Raw genomic sequence first — 22,764 nt, forward strand, 5'->3', positions numbered from 1 at the left:
CCCCACATCCAAATTCAATTCACTTCTGATACCGGCTCTCTCGCTGCCGGAGCACTAAACGAATTGGCGTCCCTTCAAACCCAAAATTTTCCCGCAATGTATTTTCTAAATACCGCAAGTAAGAAAAGTGCAATTCCTCTGGATGATTAACAAACAAAGCAAACGAAGGTGGTCCTGTCTTTATCTGGGTGATGTAGAAGATGTTAACTCTCTTCTTCCCTCCACCCGGAGGGGGGTTTACCGCCACCGCCTCGCGCAACACCTTGTTTAGCTCGGCGGTGGGCACCTTCCGCCAGTACTGTTCTGCGACGAAATCGACAACTTCTATAACCTGTTTCACCCTTTGACCGGTCAACGCGGATATGTATAGAATGGGTGAGTAGGCCAGGAACTTGAGTTCTTCGCGAATGAGGTCGTCAAATTCCTTCATGGTCCTTTCGGTTTTTTTAACCAGGTCCCATTTGTTGACTATAATTATATTAGATTTGCCCGCTTCGTGTACAAATCCTGCAATCTTTTTGTCCTGTTCGGTTACTCTTTCGGTGGCATCGAGAATTATTAAAACCACATCCGATCTCTCCACCGCCCGCAAGGCCCTTAGAACACTATACCGCTCTGTTGGTTCTTTGATTCGCGACTTGCGCCTGATACCGGCGGTATCGATCAAAACGTAGCGGTTGCCCCCATACCGAAAAGGAGTATCGATCGCGTCCCTTGTAGTTCCGGGAATCTCGCTGACTATCACCCTTTCCTCACCGATGAGCCGGTTCAATAGAGATGATTTTCCCACATTAGGACGACCCACGAGCGCAATACGGACTGCCAGTTCATCCTTTTCCTCTTCCTCGGCCGGCGGTAACAGGGCAATGACGGCGTCCAACAGCTCATCCGTGTTCATGCCGTGAATAGCAGAAACCGGGATCGGCTCGCCCAAACCCAAACGATAAAAATCCAGGTACCCCAGGTGCTTCTTGAAATCTTCCACTTTGTTGGCCGCCAGTACTACCGGCTTGTTGGCTCGCCGCAGAATCCCGGCTACCATCTCATCCTCCGGCGTTACCCCTTCCCGAGCGTCTACCACCATCACTATTACGTCCGCTTCTTCTATGGCCAGTTCGGATTGTTTCTTGACTTCGGGTGCGAGAATGTCCCCTTCTTCAAACCGGATCCCTCCTGTATCAACCACGATAAACTCTCTCCCCGCCCACTCGGCTTGTTCGTAAATGCGGTCTCGGGTTACACCAGGAGTATCTTCCACTATCGCTTTTCTCAAACCAGCCATACGGTTAAACAGCGTAGATTTACCTACATTCGGCCTCCCTACCAACGCCACTATCGCCCTGGCCATTGAACCCCACCCCCTTCGCGTGCCATTCTCCGCACATAATTCACCAGCCCATCAGCAGTAGCCTCGACCACGTCGATAGCCTTACCGCTCCGTTCCATCAGTTCCCCTACTGTCATATCATCCAGAAAGTAATCGTGGTCTTCTCTTAGGACTACATCTGGAATAAGGATTATGCCTTTTTCGTCCGAAGAATCAGCCAGCGCCCTTTCAATATCCTGGCCGGTCAACAAACCCGTGACCGTCACTTCTTCCCCGAAGAAACGGTTACTAACAGGCATCACGGCAACCTCTAGCCCTTTGATCCGGTTCAACCTTCGCGCAGCTCTCTCCAATACCAGACGGGCACCATGGCCACACACCAGAGTAAGCCTAGTTCTTTCCGGCAATTCGCGCGGTAAGTCGTTATCTAATTCGGTTAGCCGGTCCAAAAACTCGCGGGCCATACCTATACCGTTCTCAATCTGCGGATACCCGTCATAATACTCGTTTGGTGGAAAGTCTTGCTCAGCCTTGATAAAGAACTCATCCGCCAGGTACACTAACCCTAACCCAAGCTCAGCTCTAAACTGGCGCTGCCAAGCCTGTCCCCGGGTTATCACGTCTTGAGCCTTAACCTTATCTACCGCCTGCAACGGGTATAAACCTTGTCTGTACCTGGTTAGTCCTACGGGCACAATTCCTATCGATAAGACCGTGGGCCAAAAGCTGGCTAAGGTAGAAACCGTTTCGGCCAGCACTTCGCCGTCGTTAATCCCTGGGCAAAGAACCACTTGTGTGTGAACTTGCAAACCCAAGTCGCGAAGCCTGTTTAAATCAGAAATGATTTGGCCGCCTTTTTCGTTGCCCAGCATACAAGCCCTGACCCGGGAGTCCGTCGCGTGAACCGAGACATATAAGGGGCTGAGGCGCAGAGCCGCTATCGCCTCCCAGTCCTCCCGATCCAGATTAGTAAGAGTTATAAAATTCCCGTACAAAAAAGAAAGGCGATAGTCATCATCCTTGGTCCGCAGGGATTTTCTAACCCCAGAGGGCAATTGATCCATAAAACAAAAAAGACACCGGTTGCGGCAAGTCCGGAGCCTGTCAAACACAGCTCCAGAAAACACAAGCCCCAGGTCTTCATCATATTCCTTTTCTATTTCAATACTCCAGACCTCTCCATCGGCTTTTTCAATATCGAGGACCACGACTTCCTCGCTGGTGTAATACTGGTATTCCAAGATGTCCTTGACCGGCCTTCTGTTCACGGCCAGCAACTTGTCCCCTGCTTCTATGCCTAGCTCGGAGGCTATGCTTGCGGGAACAACTTTCTCGATCCTGATTCCTCTTCTCCCCAAGGCGCAACTCACCTCATACTTTTTCCACCTAATTATCTAATAAAGATGGTAGCCAAGCAAGCTATCGAAGTTCTAAGTTCCCTCATCGAAAAGTACAAACTCAGACTTCGGGTCCCAGGCTTTGGCGGTATGCAAGGCTTTTTCAATGCTTTCCACCTGCTCTCTGATGGTGTCCAACTGGGGGCTAACAATACGCTTCGATACAACCCGGTTCAGCCACTGTCCTCCGGGCCACCGGCTGAGTGCAGCCGCCGTTCTGACCCAGGTTTCGTTCTTTATCCTCACCGCTGTAATCAATATCGGACGGCAATCCGATTCAAACATTTGAACCAGGCAGGCCAAAGCCCTAGCCCCTGTCTCCATTTCTCGCCCTACCCCGATGGTGTAAACCCGGTTGCCGTCTTTATCGGTCCCCACAAAAACGGGGGACCCGTCACTCTCGAGCCAGGCATCCCAGCAAGTGTCGACCACGAGATCACTATTCCTGATCCCATTCAGAAGCATGCGTGCGGCTAGTATGGAGTGATGCGCGGTTGTAGTACCCAAAATCACAACATCCGTAGATTTTTTGTTTCTCGGCAACGAGACGTGAAAATGCTTGTCTCTAGCCTTCAGCTGGCAGTCCTTTACCATCTTGACTAGGTGAAAAAACGCTTTTCTGGTACCGTATATTACCAGCGGTCGGCCGATAGATAACAGTCCCATCCGGCGCGAAAGATACCCGCCTATCATCATAATCCAGTTCACGCAGGCCATCGTGTTTACTACTCTCAGTTCCTGTTCGGCCCCGATTATTTTGGCCATCCCCTCCAGTGTCCGGCTGAACCGTTCTCCCATCCCTTTTTTTCCCAACACATAGACTTCATTACCGTACTCGTCTACCCCCATCATGCGGATGAGACCGAAATCGTTCCCATCAGTCTTATCAAAATATGGGAGTCTCATCAACTCGTCCCCAGTGGGCAAACGGTGGGTTGGCAATAAACCTAGATGGATGCCGGCGGCAGTTACCGACGAGTGAGCTCCTCCATAACAGTGATATATGATCTTCATAGAACCAAACCTCTACCGCGGGCCAGTATTTGCCTCCATTTATCACCCGTCGTCCATCATGCCCGGTTACGGTTCAAGTATACGTACCCGGCGTAGATAATTCCGGCTGCCACGACAACCCAAAGCACCGTAGTCCAATCTGATTTCCTTTGTCCTTTTTCCTGGTTAAGCAACGGCTTCTCGGCGGCCTTGGCGTCAATGCCCAGCACAGGAGCCAGCGACTGGGCAAAAAGTGCTACCCCTTTCTCGGCTTCTGTCTTCCTATTGGAGTCCGCTCCCACTTCGACCAAAACAGCCCGCGGAGTCAAGTCCTGGTTGTAGTTGCCCTTCCCCAAGAAAATCCCGCCTGAGAGGCCAGGGGCTGCCTGGTCCATCTGAGCCTTCAGTCTCTTGGCGAACTCCAGGTTTGAATTGATGTTAGCGTTTTGCCGTCCTATAACCAGCTTGACCTTGGTCACGTCGTTTCCCTTCACCGTGGTCCTGTAAACGTCTGGAGGTACGGAATCACGATGGACGTCCACCAGCAGGCTTGCACCTTTCTTCAGCAACTTGACCGCGGTTCGCCGGGAACGGTAGTAAGCGTTGGCATCGTGCGGTTCGTGGCTTGTCGTGTCATGGATCACCCGGACTCCCATCGCTTCCAGTTTCTTTCGCAGGGTCTCTCCTACGTCGATAATGCCACCGCCTCCCCGGCGGCTTTCGGTTCCATCGCTGGGAACAAAAGCCTCGTCGTTATGAGTGTGGTAAATCGCTACCAGCGGTCGCTTCTTGTTAAAAGCCGTCAACACGGATAAAACCGAACTTTTCACTGTATTGTTGTTGAATTCCGGCATCTTTTCCTTGCCGACATACTCACAGTAGGCTTTGTTGCCGACTATTCGCGTGACCTTATACCGGTCGTTCGATGGGGTAATATATTCGTCTCCTACACTTACGGTCAGAGCGGTGCAGTCCAGTACCTGCCCTTTTTCACCTATAAGGGTAAAATAACTGCCATCGGTTCTCTCTGTTTCGGCCAGGACAGTCTTTACGTTCGGCCCGGCACTGAGAACCGTTGTCAAGATTGTTATCACCAGCAGCTTGACTAACCACTTTTTACTCATGCCTCTGCTCATCCCCCTGTTCTCCTAAGAGCGGTTTGCGTGCGGGATCAGGGTGAGGCTCTTTTAGGTTCTCCACCAAGGCTTCGGAACGCCCTCGGCTTCGAGGTCCCCCTTGCAGCCTTTCACGGATCTCTCCTATGACTTCAGCCAACAACACTGCGAGAATCCCTGACAGTACCAAAGCATCAAAGGCTCCTGCTCCGCCGATGTGAACTATCCCCGGCCCCCCAACCCGTACCAGCCAAAAATACTGGCCTATGTCAAGGGCCATTACCCCAACCACCGCGGCAAAAAAGGCTCCCCGCCGCGATCTTCCAGCCAGGTAGCCAACCACGCCAGCCACTAACGGGTATACGTACAACGGATCCACGAACATGCTCTCAGGTTCTGCTCCCATGATCTTGGAGGTGAGAAACAACACCAAGGCAGTTACTACGGCGGCAGCAATACCTCTAACCCACTCCTTACTGGTTCCAGCCCGGGCCAATACATAAAAAGCGAGGATTACCGGTATTATGCCGCCTAAATTGACGGTGATTCTTCCGGTAACCGGTAAATCTATGAAGCTGCCAACAATAATAAGAGCTACAACCGCGAGTGCCCCCCGGTCGGTCAGTCTCATCCGGTCCAAAACCCGGTGCGCTACTCCGAAGTATATTAGAATCGAGACAATTAACAAAGTAATCATGCCTACAGGAAAATTCGTCACTCTATCCCTTCCTTTCCCGCCTTGTTCCCAAAGATAGGTTTCCCCCACCGTACAGGATTATGCAATGACTGGCTTGTGTTTCATCGCGATTACCTGTTAACTTGAAAGTCGATGTTCCTTGCGAAATAACGCGGCTATTTTCCCCTCTCGCTCGCAAGGCTAGAAAATTCCTTGGACTATGAAAACCCAGAAAAACATAATAAAATTAAGGCTAGAAGAGAGAACGGTCGCGTTAATAAGCGTCGACCTTGAGCCGACTCTTTACTGTTCAATATGAGATTGTTTTCGGGGGAGGTTGATATCTGGTGGATCTTTACAGAGCGTGGTCGGTGGTAGACGGTTTTCGGGGGCACGATCGAGTTAGACTTAACTGGTTTGTAATAGGGAGGGAAAAACCAGTCGCACCCTATGAAGAACTTATTAAGGACTATGACTCCGATGATGCCGAAATCGTTTACGATCACTTGGTTGTTAAAGAGCTTCTCACTCTCCAAGAATTAGAAGAACTGCGCCAGTACATCACAAATACACATAACACCGAAATATTTGCCGAAAAAGTAGAACTGCCTGTCAGGAGAGGAGGCCTGTCTTATTCTCTAGTTATGATGAGCGGGCAAGACGACTTCATTTTCTTACCCGAGGAAGCGGGGTACAATCTAAGCGTCAATATCTTAGCACATTACGATTTGAAAGGTTGCCCGCCTGCAGCCAATATAGAAACCGTAGAAGCCCTGGAGGGATTGGAAAATTGGGAACTACGTTTTCTTCAGTTGTGTTTGCAGGAACTTGGTATCCTTTCCTTCGATGAGGATGCTTTGGCCGAAATCGCAAAGAAGGTTTCCGATAGCCACGGTCTAGCCGTGGTTAGAAGATAGGGTAAACCAGGGGGACGGTTCCTGCGGTTTATTTTTCAAATAAACCGCAGGAACCGTCCCCCTGGTTGTGGTTGCTTCAGTTATTTACCGCAAGCTGCTCGCCATCGGACGAAAACACGATGGTTCCGTCAATGTCGGTACGGTAAACCTGGATACCGTTTCGGCTCAAGGCATCCAGGGTTTCACGGTGAGGGTGCCCGTAGTCATTGTTTCGCCCCACGGAAATGACCGCATATTTCGGCGAAACCCTTTGAAGAAAAGCCTCCGTGGTGGCATCTGAACTTCCATGGTGAGCAACTTTCAATACATCGGCTCGGAGGTCGCTTCCCGATTCAATCATTTGCTGTTCAGATGTCTTGCCAGCATCACCTGTAAATAGGAAGGCCGTGCTACCGTAAACTACTCTTATGACAGCCGAATAGTCGTTGAGGTCCTCATAACTGCTCGCGCCCGGGGCTAGCACTCGGGCCTCCACTCCTCTATCCTTTACGATCAGAACCCCCTTTTCCGCAGCAGTTACTGCCAGCTCCTTCCTCTGCAGGCTTAGTAACACTTCTTGGAAACTCCTGGTAGTGTGGGTAACCCTAGGCATATACACTTTGCCGATGTCAAACGCTTCTATCACCTCGTCCAGTCCCCCGATATGATCAGCATGAGGGTGCGTAGCTACTAGGTAGTCAATAACTCTAACCCTGTGTTCCCGCAAGTAATCGACTATAAAGGGAGCATTCTGGTCGTCGCCTGCGTCTATCAACATCACCTTGCCATTTGGAAACTGAACCAAGATGCAATCCCCCTGACCGACATCGATGAAATGCACTATTAACTGCCGGGAGGCAGGCCTTTTCTCATCCGCCGTTGGTCCCCACACGCTGCTAGTAGAAAGATGCTGGCTACTGTCGTCGCTCGTGGTTTTTTCGAACTCACATCCTGAAACAAGAGCGATGGCTAGAACCAACACCACCAGAAGCTTGCAAAGCCACTTCACTATACCTATGAGCGCTCTCCCCCTTTTTCGAACAAAGAATCGGCCATTTTTTGCATTTCGGTTAAGCGGCGAGCACTGGCTTCGTGGTCAATGGTTACACTCAATAATAGAACCTGCCCTTCCTTGGCCCCTGCCGGGAGCAAGCGACGTGGCACGTTGAAGACCGTACCGTCCAATTCCAGTACCGCCCAATCGTCTTCAATTCTATCGACGATCAGCATTCGTAATCACCACTTTTTTCTTTCGCCCAAACGGCTCCCCGAACTATTGTCTCCTACCCCAAGAACTCACATCTATCCCTCTGACCCTTAACCATTCCGCTGTTTTCCCTACTATTACAATTGGTTGTCTTCTCAATTCGAACGGGGTTCGGGCTCCTGTCATCAGACAAATAGCCTTCAGCCGGTATAGGTAAGTATCCATCCATCTACTCAGCTTCTCTCTACCTCCTCCTTGCAAAACCTTGAGCAGAATACCAGCCACCCCCACTAAGTCTGCTCCCAAGCCCAGGGCTTTGGCTGCCCGGAGGGGAGACGAGATCCCTCCAGTAGCGATAACCTTGACTTCACGGTTCAGTGAAAGCACTTCTATTAAACTGACAGCAGTCGGAATGCCCCAAAGCGCCATCTCTTCGTCGAAAAGCCCACCGCGCTCGTTTTCTATGGCAATAAAATTTGTACCTCCATGTCCTCCTATATCGAGGTATTTTACCCCAACGGAAATAAGCTTGTCCGCTACCTCACGTGACATCCCGAAGCCAACCTCTTTTACAATCACAGGTACCGGCAAACGCTCAACCAGTTCATGAATGTTGTCTAGAACCCCCTCAAATTTCCGGTCGCCCTCCGCCATAGCCAATTCCTGCGGAACGTTGAGGTGAACCTGCAACCCGTCTGCTTCGACCATCTCCACCGCCCGCATAGCCACCGAAACCTTGGCAAGGGCACTGACGTTGGCCAGCACCAGACCCCCGGGATTAACCTGCCGCACAACTTGAAAACTCTCTAGGCAGGCATCTTCTTCCACGCCTATGATCTGTGACCCCACCGCCATACCCAGCCCATACTCCGCAGCCAGCATGGCCAGGCTCTCGTTTATATCGCGAGCCTCATTTATACCTCCACTCATGGCGTTGATGAGTAAGGGAGCTTGCAAGCGGCGACCTAGAAATTCGGTACCAAGCTCAATCTGGTTCAATTCTAGCTCGGGGACCGCATTGTGAACCAGAAATACATCTTCGAAACCGGTGGCCCCGGGACCTAGTGGAAGCTCCAAAGCTAACCGGAGGTGTTCCAGCTTACGACGAGTTCTTATGTTATCACTTCCTTTGCTATTTCCTGAGCCTTGAGCAAGTTATCCCGACTGTTGACATTGTAAAACATTATCTCTGCCTGCCCGAACAGAGCCACTTCTTCTTCTGTGATATACCTCACTTCCAGCTCTTCCTTATATATCCGGCTAATCTTTAGCTTGTTTTCGCTTAAACACCGCTCAAAAACCGGCAAACAGGACTTTGCATAAACAGCAAACAGTGGCTGAAACCGGCCGCCAATAAGAGGCGCGACCACATCGTACCCTGGTAGAAGTTTTATCATCCACTCCCCTAGCGCCAGGTTTATAAACGGCATATCACAGGCAACTGCCAGGATTGCGGGGGCCCTAGAGTGTGATAATCCAGAATGTAACCCGCTTAAAGGACCTTTGCCCGGTATGATGTCGGAAACCACCTTGACTCCCAGGTCATCATACAGCTCCGGCTGATTGCTCACGATGAAAATCTCCTCAAAACGGTCTTTGAATTTGGCAACGATGATGTCTATGATCCTCTTTCCGCCAACCCTAGAAAACGCTTTGTTCTCCGCCATCCGAGAGCTCATACCCCCGGATAATATCACACCACTAGCGTTTAACATAGATGCTCCTCTCCTGTTGAAGTTACAAAAAAAGCTGCCTCCTGGCAGCTTTTCACCTTATAGCTCACCCAGTTCCTGCTACACCACAACCGCCACAAGCATCCGACGGAGTAAAATTGTTTCCGCCAGAACGGGATCCAGGCGCAAAAAACGGAGATAATAACTGCTTCACCTTAGTATTACCACACTGCGGGCACTTTACGCTGCTCTTCTCTTCATTCGAGACTCTCTTGACGAATTCATGCCCGCATTCCTCGCATTTGAAATCAAAGAACGGCACGGCCTACACCCCTCCATAGAAGATCAGGTATTCTGGTTTTCCAAATACTCCTGGGTAAAAGCAGGATCAGCTCCTTCCTGGAGCTCCTTTATAGAAAGCCCTATCCGCTTCTCAGCCGGATCTACGCTCAAGACTTTTACCTTGACTTCCTCTCCGACCTCAACCACGTCTTCGGGTTTATCTACGCGCTTCCGAGACAACTGGGATATATGAACCAACCCATCTACACCGGGTTCAAGCTCAACAAAAACTCCAAACGGCGCAGTCCGTACTACCTTTCCAGCAACGACGTCTCCTTCATGGTACCTTTCGGCTACAGTTTCCCAGGGACTTTTTAGTATTTTCTTGCGGCTCAGTGAAACCCGCTCTTTTTCCCTGTCTACTCCCAAAACGTAAACCTCGATAACGCTTCCCTCTGTCAACACCTGAGAAGGATGCTCTACCCGAGAGTGCGCCATCTCCGAAATATGAAGTAACCCTTCGTATCCATCCAAGTCAATAAAAGCCCCGTAATCGGTAAGCCTTTTCACTACGCCCTGTCGGATCTGCCCTTCTTCGATGTTATCCCAAAACTCCTTGCGCTTTCGTTCCTTTTCTTCGATAAGTACTTCCTTACGAGAAACGACAACCTGGGAACCTCTTCTTTTGTTTCGGTTAAACTCAATGACCTTTACCGGTAGGGTCTGCCCTACATATTCTTCCAGGTTCCGTGCAAAACCTTGGTCCACATGGGAAGCGGGCAAAAAAGCCACCACTCCAACGTCAACCAATAAACCGCCTTTTACACTTTTGAGTACCGTTCCTTCTATAACTTCTCCGTTTCGGAATGCTTCTTCTAGACGGTCCATAGCCTTCTTCATATCGACCCTTTTCTTAGAAAGAAGGATGGTTCCGTCATCGTCCCATCGCAAGACATATACTTCTATCGTATCCCCTTCTTTCACCACTTCTTTCGCCGAACTGACATCTCTTACCGAAAGCTCGCGCAAGGGGATTACTCCTTCTGACTTACCGCCCACGTCCACCATGACCTCATCGTCAGTTACCTGAATAACGACCCCGGTGACCACACTACCCCGGTCCATTCCCTTCCCTAGAGACTCAGCCATCTCAGCCTCCATCTCCACAAAGGACTGCTCACGAGTGGGGGCGTCTTCCCTTATTTCGTCGGTAGCTACGTTTCCCTCAAACTCAACCATCTTGTCCAAAACCTCCTTAATTATCCAATCCGGAGTGGAGGCTCCTGCCGTCACGCCAACCCGGCATCCAGCCGGGAACCAGTCCGGGCTAAGATCTCGGGCACTTTCGACCTGAATAGTCTTCACTCCGGTCCGCTGGCACATCGTAGCTAATGTCCTGGTATTCGAACTCTTTTTGTCCCCAACTACTATCATTATATCTACTTTGCCGCAAAGCTCGAGTGCCGCTTGTTGCCTCTTCTTAGTAGCCTCACAGACAGTGTTAAAAACCCTTATCTCACGTCCTTTAGGTAGCAACTCTGCTGCCACAGAATAAAAATCCTCTTCGCTCTTGGTAGTCTGGGCAACTACTCCCAATTTCTTGACCGCGGCAAAAGACCGAGCTTCTTCAGGGGACCCGATCACCGTCGCCTTTTCTCCTACCCACCCCAGTATACCTAACACCTCAGGGTGAGTCCTATCGCCAAAAACGACCAACTCGTACCCTTCTTCGCGGAGCTGCCTCGCCAAGGACTGTACTCTACCTACCAAAGGGCAGGTAGCATCGAAGACTCTTAGTCCACGCAAACGGGCTTCTTCCAAAACCCGCGGACTTACACCATGAGAGCGGATGACAATAACCGAACCCGTCTCGACTTCATCCAATGTTTCGGCAACCGCTATCCCCTTCTCACATAAGTAAGCCACAACTGCATCATTGTGAACGAGTGGGCCAAGGCTGTAGCATTTACCACCCTGTCTACTGGCCTCAAGAGCTACATCCAAGGCTCTTTGAACCCCCTGGCAAAAACCAGCATAGGGAGCCAAAATCGGCAAGCATGGTCACCCCACAAGCATTATTTAGTATTCGAACAAAAAATCAAAAAATCCTGCTCTCTTATTTTAATTTAAAAGCTCTTGAATCCTTTTCATGATGTCCTGGCTGACATCCTCGATAACCTGGGTACTCAGTCTCGATCCATAGTATTCGCCGTACTCGACCGGTTTCCCAATCCGAATGATAAAAGGCCGACGCCATCCGCATGGCACCAGGCCTCGCGTTCCAATGCAAGCAACGGGCACAATCTGTGCCCGAGCCTTTAGTGCGATCATTGCAACCCCGGGCTGCGGCTTTCGAAGTTCACCCGTTTTACTGCGGGTCCCCTCCGGAAACATGCCCACAACCTGCCCTTCGCCCAGCAACTCCAATGCCCTCCTGATGGCTTTGCGATCCGGCGCTCCTCGCTTAACCGGGAAAGCATGAATAGCAGTGAAAAACTTGGCCAGCACCTGATTTTCAAACATTTCTTCCTTGGCCATGAAGTGCACGGTTCGCGTTAACGCCGCTCCGACAGCAACCGGGTCCCAGTTGCTGACGTGATTAGCCGCTATAATCACGGGACCACTGGCGGGAACGTTTTCTATTCCCTCTACCCTCCATCGGCACAGAAAAAAAAGGCACCTGCTTAACCACCTAAGAAACCTGTATAACATTGCCATCCTCCCCGATCAACGAGAGGACACGGGATACCACCTCGTCGGGGCTCATGTCGCTGGTATCGATAACGATAGAATCCGGAAGAACCGTGAGGGGCCCAACTAATCGTTCCGTGTCTAGTTTGTCCCGCTCGCGAATCTCTTCCTTTACCTCCTGGAAATTGACCTTGTAGCCCTTCTTTACTAACTCCTTGGCACGCCTGCGAGCCCGCTCTTCCAAGCTGGCTGTCAGGTAAAACTTGTAATCAGCATCAGGCAATACACAGAGCCCGATGTCTCGCCCGTCCATCACTACACTCTGTTCTCGCGCAATAGCCTGCTGCTTTTCCACCATTATCGCGCGTATCTCTTCATCCGCTGCCACCACGGGTACCCACCTCGATACCTCCGGTGACCTGATTTCATCGGTTACTTCCGTTCCGTCGCAAAACACTCTCACTTGCCCCATGTTATAGGCAAGGGTTATGTCAGTACGAACAGCCAGATTCCGTAGCTCGGCCTTGTCTTTCAAGTTCACCTTATTAGCAAGGGCCTTCCATGTCAGAGCCCGATACATCGCCCCCGTGTCAACATACAGAATTCCGAGTCGCTCAGCTATTCTCCGGGCCAGGGTACTTTTCCCTGCCCCAGCCGGACCATCGATAGCAATCTTCATAATTGCAATTTCCCGCCTCTAATGAATTCTTATTAATTTTAGCACACAAACCCGAACACATAAACACTTTTCCCGTAAGCTCGCGATTCAGAGGCGATAAACCGATAACCTCCGGAGGACCATGCCGTACTCGATGACACAAAAAAGAAGGGGACTCGTCCCCTTCGGTGTTATCCATGTTTCCTTATTTTCGTCTTCTCTGATCTTTCTCTTATCGAGGCAACTCTGGCTCATAGATTATAAAAATTGAGGCGGCATCTAAGTTGGCATTCGCTACCACCACTGCGACCAAAACGGCAAACTTCACTATCACAGACTTAATCCGGTTAAACATTACTCTCCCCCCCTTTCTGGTACCCGCACTCCGGTTAGAATTCGGTCCCCCCAACCGATCAAACGGTACCCCCACGGCGTGATGGTAAAGCTCTGCCAAAGCAAACCCAAGGTTATCGCTGTTAGGGTTAAAGGTGAAAACAACGACCAATACCAGTTAGCAAGGGCAATCAGCGCAACGCCTACAACTGTCAACAGGCTCTTTTGTTTCAGCTCCGACTTCTTGGCTTCAGTCGTAATGGGCTTGACCGGATTATCCCCAGGCGCCCACTTGACAGCAGCGAACGAAGATGCTATTACGGCGAATCCTTGAAAAACATAAGCGTAATTCGTTGCCGCCAGCTGGATAGCCAAGTACCCTAATCCCAGGAAAACTACTGCGCTGGTAGTCATACACCGATAAAAACCAGTACAGTGAACTCCTCCTGAAAACCGCCGGTATACCATGGCTACCGTCATAACCAACGCTACGGGTTTTAGCACTCCTAGAATCAGTGCAAGAATAAGAATAGCCAGTACTTGAATTATTCCGTCAACCAGTATTTCTAGCCCGTAAGCCACCAACTGAATATCACACGGGGTACCGGTTTGCTGCGCAAGCCGGGCTGCCAGTCTAACCATCAACGGGCGCATTCTTTGCCTCCTGTAATTCTTCTTATCAAGTGTGTGCCTTACACAACTCGTATTTATGGTAACATGCAAAAGCCGGCTTCTTTGTCGCCTTGGGTCGAAAATATTTAGAACATTTGTCCTATTTTCTAGACATATATCGACACTAGGATGGTCGTTGTTTATCTGTGAAGATTCCTAATATATCAGTAGTCGCCGTATTTCCCGAGCAAGAGACAGGTGGAAAACGTGTCATCTCGAGTAGGGAATAGAAACCTGGCTTAATACTGACCCGTGTCCCGTATCGTCGATGGTTACAGTTCCCCCGTACTTCTGGAGTAGCTCTTGAACGATGCTCAGACCCATACCCATGTGTTCCCCCTTTTTCGTACTGAACCCCCGGTAAAAAATGAGTTCCTTGACCTTCGGATCCAGGAACCCGCAATTCTCGATGTCGAATACAAGGCTTTCTTGCTCCTTCCGTACAGACATGGAAACTTTCCTCCGCGACGGTTCTTCCATTTCCGCAGCATCGAAAGCGTTATCGATTAGGTTGCCCAGTATGCGGCTCAATTCGTGTGAGGGGATCTGCAAACCGCCCACTTCGCACTCTACTGATACCTGAAACTCGATTCCCCGGGCAGCTGCCGCACCCGCCTTGACATGGAGAAGAGCTGCCAAACTTGGGTTACCAGTCACTACCACATTGTTCAATGCCACCGTTTCCTGGAATACTTCTCGAATGTAGTCTTGAGCATCCTGAAAACATCTCAACTGCAGCATCCCGTATAGAGTCTGAACATGGTTTAAAAAGTCATGCCTCTGAGCCCGCATACTGGCAAACAACTCTCCCACATTTCTCAGGCTCTCAACTTCACATTGATACTGAGCGAGTTCTTCGGTGAGGCGAAGAAGCCTCAGAACAATCTTTAATGAAATGAATACAACCAGTACCAGCAGCAGTATTATGGCGTCTTCAAATACGCAGGCGGGTAGGAGCGGAAATACCCGTATCAGGTATTCCCGGCACCTGATAAAAGTGACAAGTATCACCTGGAGAGCCAGAATAGCTACCAACGAATAGAAGAGAAACGTCCTCCGGTGCTCCCATTCAGTAGCTTGAACCATATCCTTCCCAACAGGCTTACGGTTAATTAACCTGAGGTCAAAACGGTTCACAGCCCAAACCATTAGGCCTAAGATCAGGAGCTGCGGGAAACCCATGCCTACTCTCAGCCACGGATGCCGGAGAATATTCTCGAGGTCAAGGCCGACAACCCAACAAAAAAGCGGAACATTGATCGTTTCTACCAACGCCAGAAACATAAAACCAAAAAGGACTGCCAGCAGGCTGTTCCAAAAGGATGTCTGTAACAATAAAGTAACTGCTAATACTAAAAACGCTAGGTGAAAGAGACTGTGAAATCCATAGGGTAGTGACAATCCTCGCGCTATGAACGAAAAAAAAGCTGCTAACACGGCTACCAAGCCTAGCCTCCATAAGCAACGGCGTTCATTCACCAGGCTTAACCCTAACCAGCAGACTAAGAAGCTTTCGGGAATGGAATAAAGAACCGTTACACAGAGCGGAAGCTGGTCCATCTCAAACATCCTCCGGAACTTTTTCACCTTTTTTATACTAGTAGTATTACTACGGGGCTGTGCCGATTCCTTCGTGTCTGGCCTAAAAATATCAAAACCCTTGGCAAAAATAAGCCGAAAAAATAGGGCTTCTCGCCCCTTTTAAGACTCGAACAGCCCGGACTCGGTATGGCCTTTAACCGGCGTAGACTCACTAATTCGGCGAGCCCGCCCGAAGTCCTCCTGCGCCCCCTGGCACTTTTGGTAACGCTTTACCGGAGTTTACCTCCCGCGCGGTGCTCTACTTTTCTTAAGATACCGTCAATGAGAAGGTTTATTTCTTCCTCCTGCAGGGTCCTTTCATACGACTGAAAAACAAGGCTGTACCCCAGACTTTTATACCCCTCCGGTACCTGTGGCCCCTGATACACATCGAACAAAACAGCCTGCCGCAAAAGCTCGCCGCCCGCTGATTTTATCATGGAGGTAACGGTTGCTGCAGGCGTCTGTTCCGGTATCAACAAAGCCAGGTCCCGTTGTACCGCCGGGAACCGGGTAATGTCGTCAGTCATCTTTCGGCTTTCAGCTAACTCGAAAATAGCCTTCAGGTCGAATTCGAAAACGCAGACCCGCCGTTTTATATCGTAGTTTGACAACACCTCGGGGTGAATTTCTCCTATAATCCCTAATTCGGCTTGGCCTTTTACGACCTTCGCCGTGCGACCAGGATGAAAGCTGGGATGGTCGGACACGCCTTCATAACTACAACCATTGACACCCATAAGAAACAGGAACCTGTCGGCAATGCCCTTCAGGAAGAAATAATCCATATCTAGGCGCATCCCTGACCAGTGCATTTCCGTCTTGCCGGTTGTTGCCGCGCAAACCTTCAATTCTTCGATAGGAAGGCTCCCTGGCCGGGGAATAAATACCGTTCCCACCTCGAACAGGGCCAGGTCTTCGTTTTGGCGGAACAGATTACGCCGGACGGTATCCAGCATACCAGGGATCAAAGTCGTCCTCATAACCGACTGCTCCTCTGACAACGGGTTGGCAAGCTTTACCGTATTCCGCCAGTAATGCCGCTCGTCCAATCTCATGAGGTCAAACCAACCCGGATTTATAAAGCTGTAGTTCATTACCTGGCAGAGGTAGCGCGATAAAACCTCGATCGTCGCGTCCTTGAATCGCTGAAAAGGAGTCCGAATACCCTGGGTAATCGCGCCCTGGGGAAGAGTTGAAGGAATGTTGTTGTACCCATGTAACCGCGCAATCTCTTCGATTAGGTCAGCTTCGACCTGAAGATCGGGACGATAAGAAGGCACTTCTACCACCAAAACACCATTCTCCGCCGTGATAGAAAAACCTAACCTGGCCAAATAACCCTTAATCTGATCTCGGCTAAGCTCCGTTCCGAGCAGGTGGTTGACTCTTGCTGGCCTCAGCCTGATGGCTCGCTGTTCAGTCTTACCTGGATACACATCGCATACTCCACGCAAAACCTCTCCTGCTCCCAACACCTCTATCAACTGTGCCGCCCTGTCAACTGCCCAGACTACCCCTTCTGCATCCGCTCCTTTCTCAAAGCGAATAGAGGCCTCGGTCCGCAGCCCTAGCCGGCGCGAAGTCTTTCTAATACTGGGGGCCGAAAAATTAGCGGACTCCAACAGAATCGTGGTGGTTTTCTCAGTGACTTCAGTCTCCTGTCCCCCCATGATGCCTGCCAGAGCCACCGCTTTATCAGCATCGGCGATAACCAGCATGTCCCGGTCCAACGTTCGCAGAACCCCATCCAGGGTTACCAGCTGTTCGCCGGGGCAAGCCCTCCTGACGATAATGCGCCCCCCCGCCAGGAGGTCATAATCGAAAGCGTGTAACGGCTGGTTGGTCTCCAGCATCACATAATTAGTAATATCCACGATGTTGTTTATGGGCCTGATGCCTGCTTGTATCAATCTCCTCTGCATCCAGGACGGTGAGGGCTTGATATCTACGTTGCTCACTACCCGCGCTGCGTACCTGGGGCACAGGTCTTCATCCTGGATATCGACTCTCGCATGTTCCTCAACCTTTGCCGGGCTTTCTTTCAAACTAACCTGCGGCAACCGGATCTGGCACCCGAAAACCGCAGCCACCTCCCGGGCTACGTTGATCATACCGTAACAGTCTCCTCTGTTGGGAGTTAATTCCAAGGTCAGCACTGCGTCCCCTTCGACCTCTTCCCAACCTTCCACGGCTATGCCGCTCATAGTAAGGCATTCCGCCAGTTCTTCCACCCCAGCCTGGATATTCACATATTCCCTTAACCACTCCAATGGTACTTTCACAGTCAAATGTCCCCCTTATCCCTGTACTACCTAAAACTGTTTGAGAAAACGCACGTCATTGTCAAAAAACAATCGCAAGTCTCTGATCCCAAACTTTAGCATGGCAATCCTCTCGATGCCCAACCCAAACGCAAAGCCGGTCGCTTCTTCCGGGTCATATCCGGACATGGATAACACCTTCGGATGTACCATCCCCGCGCCCAGTATTTCTAACCAGCCGGTTCCCGAACAAACACGGCACCCCTCGCCCCCACAGCTTCCACAGGAAATGTCCATTTCCGCACTCGGCTCGGTAAAAGGAAAAAAGCTGGGACGGAATCTTACCTTGCGGTCCTCACCAAATAACTGACGGGCAAACAACATCAAGGTGCCTTTAAGATCCGCAAACGTTATCCCTCGGTCTATGACTAGTCCTTCGACCTGGTGAAACATCGGGGAATGGGTAGCATCGTCGTCACGACGGTAAACCGTCCCCGGAGCGATAATACGCACCGGAAGCGCCGGTCTCTTCCGCTCCATCGTGCGCACCTGCACCGGCGAGGTGTGAGTTCTGAGGAGCACTTGATCCGTGACATAGAAAGAATCCTGCATGTCACGAGCCGGATGGTCGGGAGGAATGTTCAAAGCCTCAAAATTATAGTAGTCTAGCTCTATTTCCGGCCCTTCCGCTATCTCAAATCCCATGGTAGTGAATACTTCCTCAATATCTTCCAGAATTTGGGTAAGAGGGTGTTTGCTCCCGGCGTTTACCGGGATTCCAGGTAACGTCACATCAATGCATTCCCTGTATAACCGAAGCTTTTCTTCCGCCTGTTTCAATTGTTCCAGCTTGTCTTCTAACAAAGTTTCCAAGCGAAGTTTCAGCTCATTAGCAATCTTTCCCACCGTCACCCGCTCGGCCTCCGGTAAGTCCTTGATCCCCCGCAAAACCTGGGTTATTTCCCCTTTGCGCCCGAGAAACCTCACCCTGACCTCCTTTACTTCGTTTAGACTCGAAGCGCCGGCAATAGCCTCCTCTGCTTCTCGTCTTAGATCTTCCAGCCTTTCTCTCAAAACCGCTACCTCCCTTGTCAATAGCTTCTAAAACGAAAAATCCGTCCCTAAGGGACGGATGTATTTCCGCGGTACCACCCTACTTAGCAGCTCGTGCCGCTGCTCTCTCTAGCCCGATAACGGTGGGCCCCCGAGGTTGGCCTACTGCCAGTTCAGCCCCCGGCTCCCAGGCGAATTCGCCGGCCTTTCCCTGGCCGCACTTCCAGTCGCCGGTGCAGCCTCCCTGTAAGGTTCCTGGCCGGTTACTACTCCTGTTCATAGCCATTAAACTGTTACAATCGGTTGAACTTTATTGGTAAGAATACATTTTATACCACAGGTAGTAAATGACAAGCCCCGAGTTCTCAAAAAGTTTCCAAAATAAATCAGCGGGTTTGAGCATATCAGCCCAACCTTTCTTACACCTGACGGTAGATTTGAGTCTAATTATATCATACTGGTATTTTCGCGTACAAGGTGGCGCTGGCTCCAGGCTTCATAAAGAATTATGCCGCAGGCAACGGCCGCGTTGAGCGAGTCCACGCCCTCACGGAGAGGAATCCTTACCCTCGATGCCGGCAACTCTTCAAAAACCGCGCTGATCCCGGCTGTTTCGCCACCTATAACTACCGCCACATTCCCATAATAATCGGCGTCGGTGAATACCAACGATGCCTTCGGGTCGGCTACTACTAGGCGATACCCCCGGTGGCAAAGCTCTCTAACTTCATCGTTCCCAACCCTTTCAAAAACGGGGAAATGAAACACCGCTCCCATGCTGGACCGTATTACTTTAGGATTATACATATCAACCGTGCCCTTTAAAAGAAAAACCGCATCCACCCCGGCTGCCCAGGCTGTACGCAGGATAGTACCCAAGTTGCCGGGATCCCTAAGGTTATCGACAATCAAGATTAATCCGTCCGACTCGGGAATGCTTTCCCAGTCCCAAACTGGCTTGCGACAAACAGCCACGATTCCGGACGGGTTTTCAGTGTCGGTTATTTCCTTTACCAATTCCGGTCTAATTCTATAAACCGAGGCGGCATCTCGCCAGAACTCTTCCTCCATTTCACCAGTTACATCACAAGCAACCAGTACATACTCAACCAGTTCCGGCCTTTTCATGGCCTCTCTTACCATGCGTACCCCTTCAACCAGGAACTTTCCCTCTCTGTCCCTAGCTTTGCGTTCTAATAATCGAGACGCGTACTTGATGAGCGCGTTACGCCGCGAAGTTATCATGTCCACTGCCTATTCACATCCTGGAAAACCGGTCCAACTCGCGGTTCCCGCCCACCAAAATAAGAACGTCGCTGGCACTCAATCGCTGGTCGGCGGGAGGAGAAACTATTACTTGATGTCCCCTCTTGATAGCTAAAACGCTGACTCCGTATTTCGACCGCAGGTCGATTTCCCGCAGGGTCTTATCCACCATTTTGGCCGGAACCTTGGCTTCGATGAGGCTGTATTCCTCAGAGATCTCAATAAAGTCTAAGATATTAGCCCGAGCCAGGTAGTGAGCAAGACGCATCCCCATGTCTCTTTCTGGAAATACCACCTTGTCCGCCCCCACCTTCTCTAAAACTTTGCCGTGAATGTCATTGACAGCCTTTACGACAACGTGCTCGATCCCCATCTCTTTCAAAATCAGGGTAATAAGAATGCTAGCCTGAAGGTCATCGCCTATGGCTACTATAACCACGTCAAAATTCCTAATTCCTAAGGACTCCAGCACTTTTTCCTCATGAACGTCAGCACACACTGCATAGGTGATATAGTCTTTAACGTTTTCTACCAGTTCTTCGTTTCTGTCTATTCCCATAACTTCGAAGCCCATTTCCGCAAGCGTGAGGGCCACGCTCGTACCGAACCTACCGAGACCGATAACGGCAAATTGTCTCTTACCCAAAACCTTACCCCCTAACCTATAATCACGTTGCCGCGCGGGTATCTCGCGGTTTCTTTCCTTTCTTGCTGCAGTAGGCTAAATGCCAAGGTCAAGGGCCCCAGCCTGCCGGCAAACATCAGAACAATTAGTATTACCTTGGATCCGGTGTTCAGCTGAGGGGTTATACCGGTAGAAAGCCCTACTGTACCGAAAGCAGAAACCGCTTCAAATATAAGTTTCATAATGTCTACCTGACAAACCAGGCTTAGAACAATAATCCCAATTCCAACCAACAATGCTGAAAGTACAGCTACGGTTAAAGCCCGGTAGACTATCTCGCTGTCGATACGGCGCCCGAAAGCTTCTGTATCAAACCTCCCCCGTAACCGGGAATACACCGCCATAACCAGCACCGCCATGGTCGCGGTCTTTATACCACCGCCGGTACTGACGGGCGAAGCCCCGATAAACATTAAGACTGTCAATACCAAAAGAGTAGACGGTTCCAGTTTGGCAACATCAACACTGGTATAGCCAGCGGTCCTAGGGGTAATACTCATGAACAACGAGTTTACCATTGATTTGAATACCCCTGTTCCCTGCAAGACGCCGTCACGTTCAATTCCCCAAAACAAGAAACAACCTAGTATTATTAGCAAGCCGGTAGTTATGAGCACAACCTTGCTGTGCAGGCTCAAAGTCTTAAAACGTCTCTGCCTCCGCAGATCAACCAGGACTGGAAATCCTAATCCTCCCAGAAGAATCATGCTGCCTATTATGCCTAACACCCGCCAGTCATGACGAAACGGAATCAAGCTACAGTACTGATAAAACTCCCGCCCGAACAAATCGAACCCCGCGTTACAGAAAGCGGAAACAGCGTGGAACACCCCGTAATATAAGGCCTTGCCAAAACCAAAATAGTTCCACAGAGTAAGAGTAAGTAACAAAGCGCCGACGCCCTCGATAAGAAAAGTCATTAACAAAATGGCCCTGACTAAACGGACTATACCCCCTAGGCTCTCCACATTAAGCGCTTCCTTCATAACCAGGCGTTCCCTAAGGCCTATACGTTTGCGCAGAAGAAAGGCGTATATGCTGGCAACCGTTACTATACCCAAACCGCCCACTTGAATCAGCAAGAGTATAATTACTTGTCCAAAACGGGAGTAAAAAGTCCCTGTATCTACGACGACCAGCCCGGTAACACACACGGCCGAAGTCGCTGTGAACAGAGCATCGACATAAGAGTTGTCCCGTGCCCCCGCCACGGCCGCCGGTAAGGTTAAGAGAACAGAGCCTACGAAGATCACGGCCGCAAATCCGAGAACCACAAGCTTGGCCGGAGATAACTTCCAAACGCCATTGTTCTTAACCAACACTCAACTCTCACCTTGCTTAAAAAAAGCATGGTATCTATATACCACGCTTTTCTATGAAATCGCCGTTGTATGTTCCTAGCCTACCCTGTACTAAAGGTTCTTCTTGGCCAAAGCTGCCAGTTCCGAAAACGCGTCCGGATCGTTTACAGCCAGGTCGGCCAGTACCTTCCGGTTAATTCCAACTCCTGCCACTTTCAAGCCAAACATCATCCTGCTATAGGATATACCGTTATTCCGGGCAGCTGCGTTGATGCGTGCTATCCAGAGCTTGCGAAAATCCCTCTTCTTCAGCCGGCGGTGAATGTATGCGTAATTGCCCGACTTCATCACCTGTTGCTTCGCTACCCTGAACAGCTTGGACTTGGCACCGCGGTACCCTTTGGCTAGCTTGAGAATCTTCTTATGTCTTCTGTGGGTAGTGACTCCACCTTTTACCCTTGGCATAATCCGTACCTCCTCTATTTATAAGGAATCAGGTTGGCAATCCTTTTGGTATCACTTTTGCTGACCAGAGTTGACTTGCGCAGATTCCTCTTCCTCTTGGAAGTTTTCCCTCCCAGCAAATGGCTATGAAAAGCCTTGGCTCTCTTAATCCTACCTGATCCAGTCTTTCTGAAACGCTTGGCTGCACCCCGGTGTGTTTTCATTTTGGGCATCGTCCAGTATCCTCCTT

The 22,764-nt window shown here is 50.3% G+C and carries 24 protein-coding genes and 1 other annotated feature; of the genes, 1 reads left to right on the top strand and 23 read right to left on the bottom strand.

Features of this window, described 5'->3' with window-relative positions; genetic code table 11:
• Nucleotides 1–19: 19 nt before the first annotated feature.
• The 5 genes from der to SLIP_RS07325 form a co-directional block, all read right to left on the bottom strand.
• Nucleotides 20–1,348, bottom strand: coding sequence for a ribosome biogenesis GTPase Der (gene der, locus SLIP_RS07305; protein WP_013175638.1), 1,329 nt, complete (start codon nt 1,346–1,348; stop codon nt 20–22).
• Complete coding sequence (locus SLIP_RS07310; RefSeq protein ID WP_041432857.1) at nt 1,333–2,685, bottom strand: DUF512 domain-containing protein; 1,353 nt, start codon at nt 2,683–2,685, stop codon at nt 1,333–1,335. Before SLIP_RS07310 ends, der begins: the two co-directional genes overlap by 16 nt.
• 72 nt (nt 2,686–2,757) lie before the next feature.
• Nucleotides 2,758–3,738, bottom strand: coding sequence for a DUF3189 family protein (locus tag SLIP_RS12100; RefSeq protein ID WP_013175640.1), 981 nt, complete (start codon nt 3,736–3,738; stop codon nt 2,758–2,760).
• 56 nt (nt 3,739–3,794) lie between these two features.
• Nucleotides 3,795–4,841, bottom strand: coding sequence for a stage II sporulation protein P (gene spoIIP / locus SLIP_RS07320; protein WP_169303756.1), 1,047 nt, complete (start codon nt 4,839–4,841; stop codon nt 3,795–3,797).
• Complete coding sequence (locus SLIP_RS07325) at nt 4,834–5,550, bottom strand: DUF1614 domain-containing protein (protein ID WP_013175642.1); 717 nt, start codon at nt 5,548–5,550, stop codon at nt 4,834–4,836. The genes spoIIP and SLIP_RS07325 overlap by 8 nt, the downstream gene beginning before the upstream one ends.
• A 305-nt stretch (nt 5,551–5,855) precedes the next feature.
• Between SLIP_RS07325 and SLIP_RS07330 the strand changes: the two genes are divergently transcribed.
• Complete coding sequence (locus tag SLIP_RS07330) at nt 5,856–6,425, top strand: hypothetical protein (RefSeq protein WP_013175643.1); 570 nt, start codon at nt 5,856–5,858, stop codon at nt 6,423–6,425.
• 76 nt (nt 6,426–6,501) lie between these two features.
• On the opposite strand, the gene SLIP_RS07335 is transcribed toward SLIP_RS07330, so the two are convergent.
• The 18 genes from SLIP_RS07335 to rpmI all read right to left on the bottom strand — a co-directional run bounded on the left by SLIP_RS07335 (nt 6,502) and on the right by rpmI (nt 22,747).
• Nucleotides 6,502–7,413: a ComEC/Rec2 family competence protein gene (locus SLIP_RS07335; RefSeq protein ID WP_013175644.1), complete on the bottom strand. Its 912-nt coding sequence runs from the start codon at nt 7,411–7,413 to the stop codon at nt 6,502–6,504.
• Nucleotides 7,414–7,418: 5 nt separating this feature from the next.
• Nucleotides 7,419–7,634, bottom strand: a complete 216-nt coding sequence (locus SLIP_RS07340) for a DUF3006 domain-containing protein (RefSeq protein WP_013175645.1) — start codon at nt 7,632–7,634, stop codon at nt 7,419–7,421.
• Nucleotides 7,635–7,677: 43 nt separating this feature from the next.
• Nucleotides 7,678–8,727 (bottom strand): type 2 isopentenyl-diphosphate Delta-isomerase, encoded by a 1,050-nt coding sequence (fni, locus tag SLIP_RS07345; RefSeq protein WP_013175646.1) that lies wholly within the window; start codon nt 8,725–8,727, stop codon nt 7,678–7,680.
• Complete coding sequence (gene mobA / locus SLIP_RS07350; RefSeq protein ID WP_013175647.1) at nt 8,724–9,326, bottom strand: molybdenum cofactor guanylyltransferase; 603 nt, start codon at nt 9,324–9,326, stop codon at nt 8,724–8,726. Before mobA ends, fni begins: the two co-directional genes overlap by 4 nt.
• A gap of 64 nt (nt 9,327–9,390) precedes the next feature.
• Complete coding sequence (locus SLIP_RS12400) at nt 9,391–9,606, bottom strand: FmdB family zinc ribbon protein (RefSeq protein ID WP_013175648.1); 216 nt, start codon at nt 9,604–9,606, stop codon at nt 9,391–9,393.
• Nucleotides 9,607–9,629: 23 nt separating this feature from the next.
• Nucleotides 9,630–11,621 (bottom strand): bifunctional 4-hydroxy-3-methylbut-2-enyl diphosphate reductase/30S ribosomal protein S1, encoded by a 1,992-nt coding sequence (locus SLIP_RS07360; protein ID WP_148216542.1) that lies wholly within the window; start codon nt 11,619–11,621, stop codon nt 9,630–9,632.
• Between the two features lie 66 nt (nt 11,622–11,687).
• Nucleotides 11,688–12,278, bottom strand: a complete 591-nt coding sequence (locus SLIP_RS07365; protein WP_013175650.1) for a lysophospholipid acyltransferase family protein — start codon at nt 12,276–12,278, stop codon at nt 11,688–11,690.
• Nucleotides 12,259–12,936, bottom strand: a complete 678-nt coding sequence (gene cmk, locus SLIP_RS07370) for a (d)CMP kinase (protein WP_013175651.1) — start codon at nt 12,934–12,936, stop codon at nt 12,259–12,261. The genes SLIP_RS07365 and cmk overlap by 20 nt, the downstream gene beginning before the upstream one ends.
• A 211-nt stretch (nt 12,937–13,147) precedes the next feature.
• Nucleotides 13,148–13,270 (bottom strand): AgrD family cyclic lactone autoinducer peptide, encoded by a 123-nt coding sequence (locus SLIP_RS12405; protein ID WP_013175652.1) that lies wholly within the window; start codon nt 13,268–13,270, stop codon nt 13,148–13,150.
• Complete coding sequence (locus tag SLIP_RS07375) at nt 13,270–13,902, bottom strand: accessory gene regulator ArgB-like protein (protein ID WP_013175653.1); 633 nt, start codon at nt 13,900–13,902, stop codon at nt 13,270–13,272. Before SLIP_RS07375 ends, SLIP_RS12405 begins: the two co-directional genes overlap by 1 nt.
• Before the next feature lie 228 nt (nt 13,903–14,130).
• Nucleotides 14,131–15,480: a sensor histidine kinase gene (locus SLIP_RS07380; RefSeq protein WP_013175654.1), complete on the bottom strand. Its 1,350-nt coding sequence runs from the start codon at nt 15,478–15,480 to the stop codon at nt 14,131–14,133.
• Between the two features lie 251 nt (nt 15,481–15,731).
• Nucleotides 15,732–17,786 carry a phenylalanine--tRNA ligase subunit beta gene (pheT, locus tag SLIP_RS07385; protein WP_013175655.1) on the bottom strand — a complete coding sequence of 685 codons (2,055 nt, stop codon included), beginning with the start codon at nt 17,784–17,786 and terminating at the stop codon, nt 15,732–15,734.
• Between the two features lie 30 nt (nt 17,787–17,816).
• A complete protein-coding gene (pheS, locus tag SLIP_RS07390; RefSeq protein ID WP_013175656.1) occupies nt 17,817–18,839 on the bottom strand; it encodes a phenylalanine--tRNA ligase subunit alpha in 1,023 nt (340 codons plus the stop codon).
• 47 nt (nt 18,840–18,886) lie between these two features.
• Nucleotides 18,887–19,107, bottom strand: a binding site (T-box leader).
• Nucleotides 19,108–19,265: 158 nt separating this feature from the next.
• Nucleotides 19,266–20,063, bottom strand: a complete 798-nt coding sequence (locus tag SLIP_RS07395; protein ID WP_013175657.1) for a TrmH family RNA methyltransferase — start codon at nt 20,061–20,063, stop codon at nt 19,266–19,268.
• Between the two features lie 13 nt (nt 20,064–20,076).
• Nucleotides 20,077–20,730: a potassium channel family protein gene (locus SLIP_RS07400; protein WP_013175658.1), complete on the bottom strand. Its 654-nt coding sequence runs from the start codon at nt 20,728–20,730 to the stop codon at nt 20,077–20,079.
• 11 nt (nt 20,731–20,741) lie between these two features.
• Nucleotides 20,742–22,091: a TrkH family potassium uptake protein gene (locus SLIP_RS07405; RefSeq protein ID WP_013175659.1), complete on the bottom strand. Its 1,350-nt coding sequence runs from the start codon at nt 22,089–22,091 to the stop codon at nt 20,742–20,744.
• A gap of 90 nt (nt 22,092–22,181) precedes the next feature.
• Nucleotides 22,182–22,535, bottom strand: a complete 354-nt coding sequence (gene rplT / locus SLIP_RS07410; protein WP_013175660.1) for a 50S ribosomal protein L20 — start codon at nt 22,533–22,535, stop codon at nt 22,182–22,184.
• 14 nt (nt 22,536–22,549) lie between these two features.
• Nucleotides 22,550–22,747: a 50S ribosomal protein L35 gene (gene rpmI, locus SLIP_RS07415; RefSeq protein WP_013175661.1), complete on the bottom strand. Its 198-nt coding sequence runs from the start codon at nt 22,745–22,747 to the stop codon at nt 22,550–22,552.
• Between the last annotated feature and the right edge of the window lie 17 nt (nt 22,748–22,764).

Origin of the sequence: Syntrophothermus lipocalidus DSM 12680, assembly GCF_000092405.1 — a bacterium.
In the GTDB taxonomy this organism is placed as follows: Bacteria; Bacillota; Syntrophomonadia; order Syntrophomonadales; family Syntrophothermaceae; genus Syntrophothermus; species Syntrophothermus lipocalidus.

What these genes read in the sequence shown, in the direction of transcription:
- SLIP_RS12100 (WP_013175640.1), bottom strand. Translation starts at nt 3,738, where the DNA reads ATGAAGATCATATATCACTGTTATGGAGGAGCTCACTCGTCGGTAACT.
- SLIP_RS07375 (WP_013175653.1), bottom strand. Translation starts at nt 13,902, where the DNA reads ATGCGCCCGTTGATGGTTAGACTGGCAGCCCGGCTTGCGCAGCAAACC.
- spoIIP (WP_169303756.1), bottom strand. Translation starts at nt 4,841, where the DNA reads ATGAGTAAAAAGTGGTTAGTCAAGCTGCTGGTGATAACAATCTTGACA.
- rplT (WP_013175660.1), bottom strand. Translation starts at nt 22,535, where the DNA reads ATGCCAAGGGTAAAAGGTGGAGTCACTACCCACAGAAGACATAAGAAG.
- SLIP_RS07365 (WP_013175650.1), bottom strand. Translation starts at nt 12,278, where the DNA reads ATGTTATACAGGTTTCTTAGGTGGTTAAGCAGGTGCCTTTTTTTTCTG.
- SLIP_RS12405 (WP_013175652.1), bottom strand. Translation starts at nt 13,270, where the DNA reads ATGTTTAACCGGATTAAGTCTGTGATAGTGAAGTTTGCCGTTTTGGTC.
- mobA (WP_013175647.1), bottom strand. Translation starts at nt 9,326, where the DNA reads ATGTTAAACGCTAGTGGTGTGATATTATCCGGGGGTATGAGCTCTCGG.
- cmk (WP_013175651.1), bottom strand. Translation starts at nt 12,936, where the DNA reads ATGAAGATTGCTATCGATGGTCCGGCTGGGGCAGGGAAAAGTACCCTG.
- rpmI (WP_013175661.1), bottom strand. Translation starts at nt 22,747, where the DNA reads ATGCCCAAAATGAAAACACACCGGGGTGCAGCCAAGCGTTTCAGAAAG.
- SLIP_RS07380 (WP_013175654.1), bottom strand. Translation starts at nt 15,480, where the DNA reads ATGGACCAGCTTCCGCTCTGTGTAACGGTTCTTTATTCCATTCCCGAA.
- der (WP_013175638.1), bottom strand. Translation starts at nt 1,348, where the DNA reads ATGGCCAGGGCGATAGTGGCGTTGGTAGGGAGGCCGAATGTAGGTAAA.
- SLIP_RS07395 (WP_013175657.1), bottom strand. Translation starts at nt 20,063, where the DNA reads ATGATAACTTCGCGGCGTAACGCGCTCATCAAGTACGCGTCTCGATTA.
- SLIP_RS07340 (WP_013175645.1), bottom strand. Translation starts at nt 7,634, where the DNA reads ATGCTGATCGTCGATAGAATTGAAGACGATTGGGCGGTACTGGAATTG.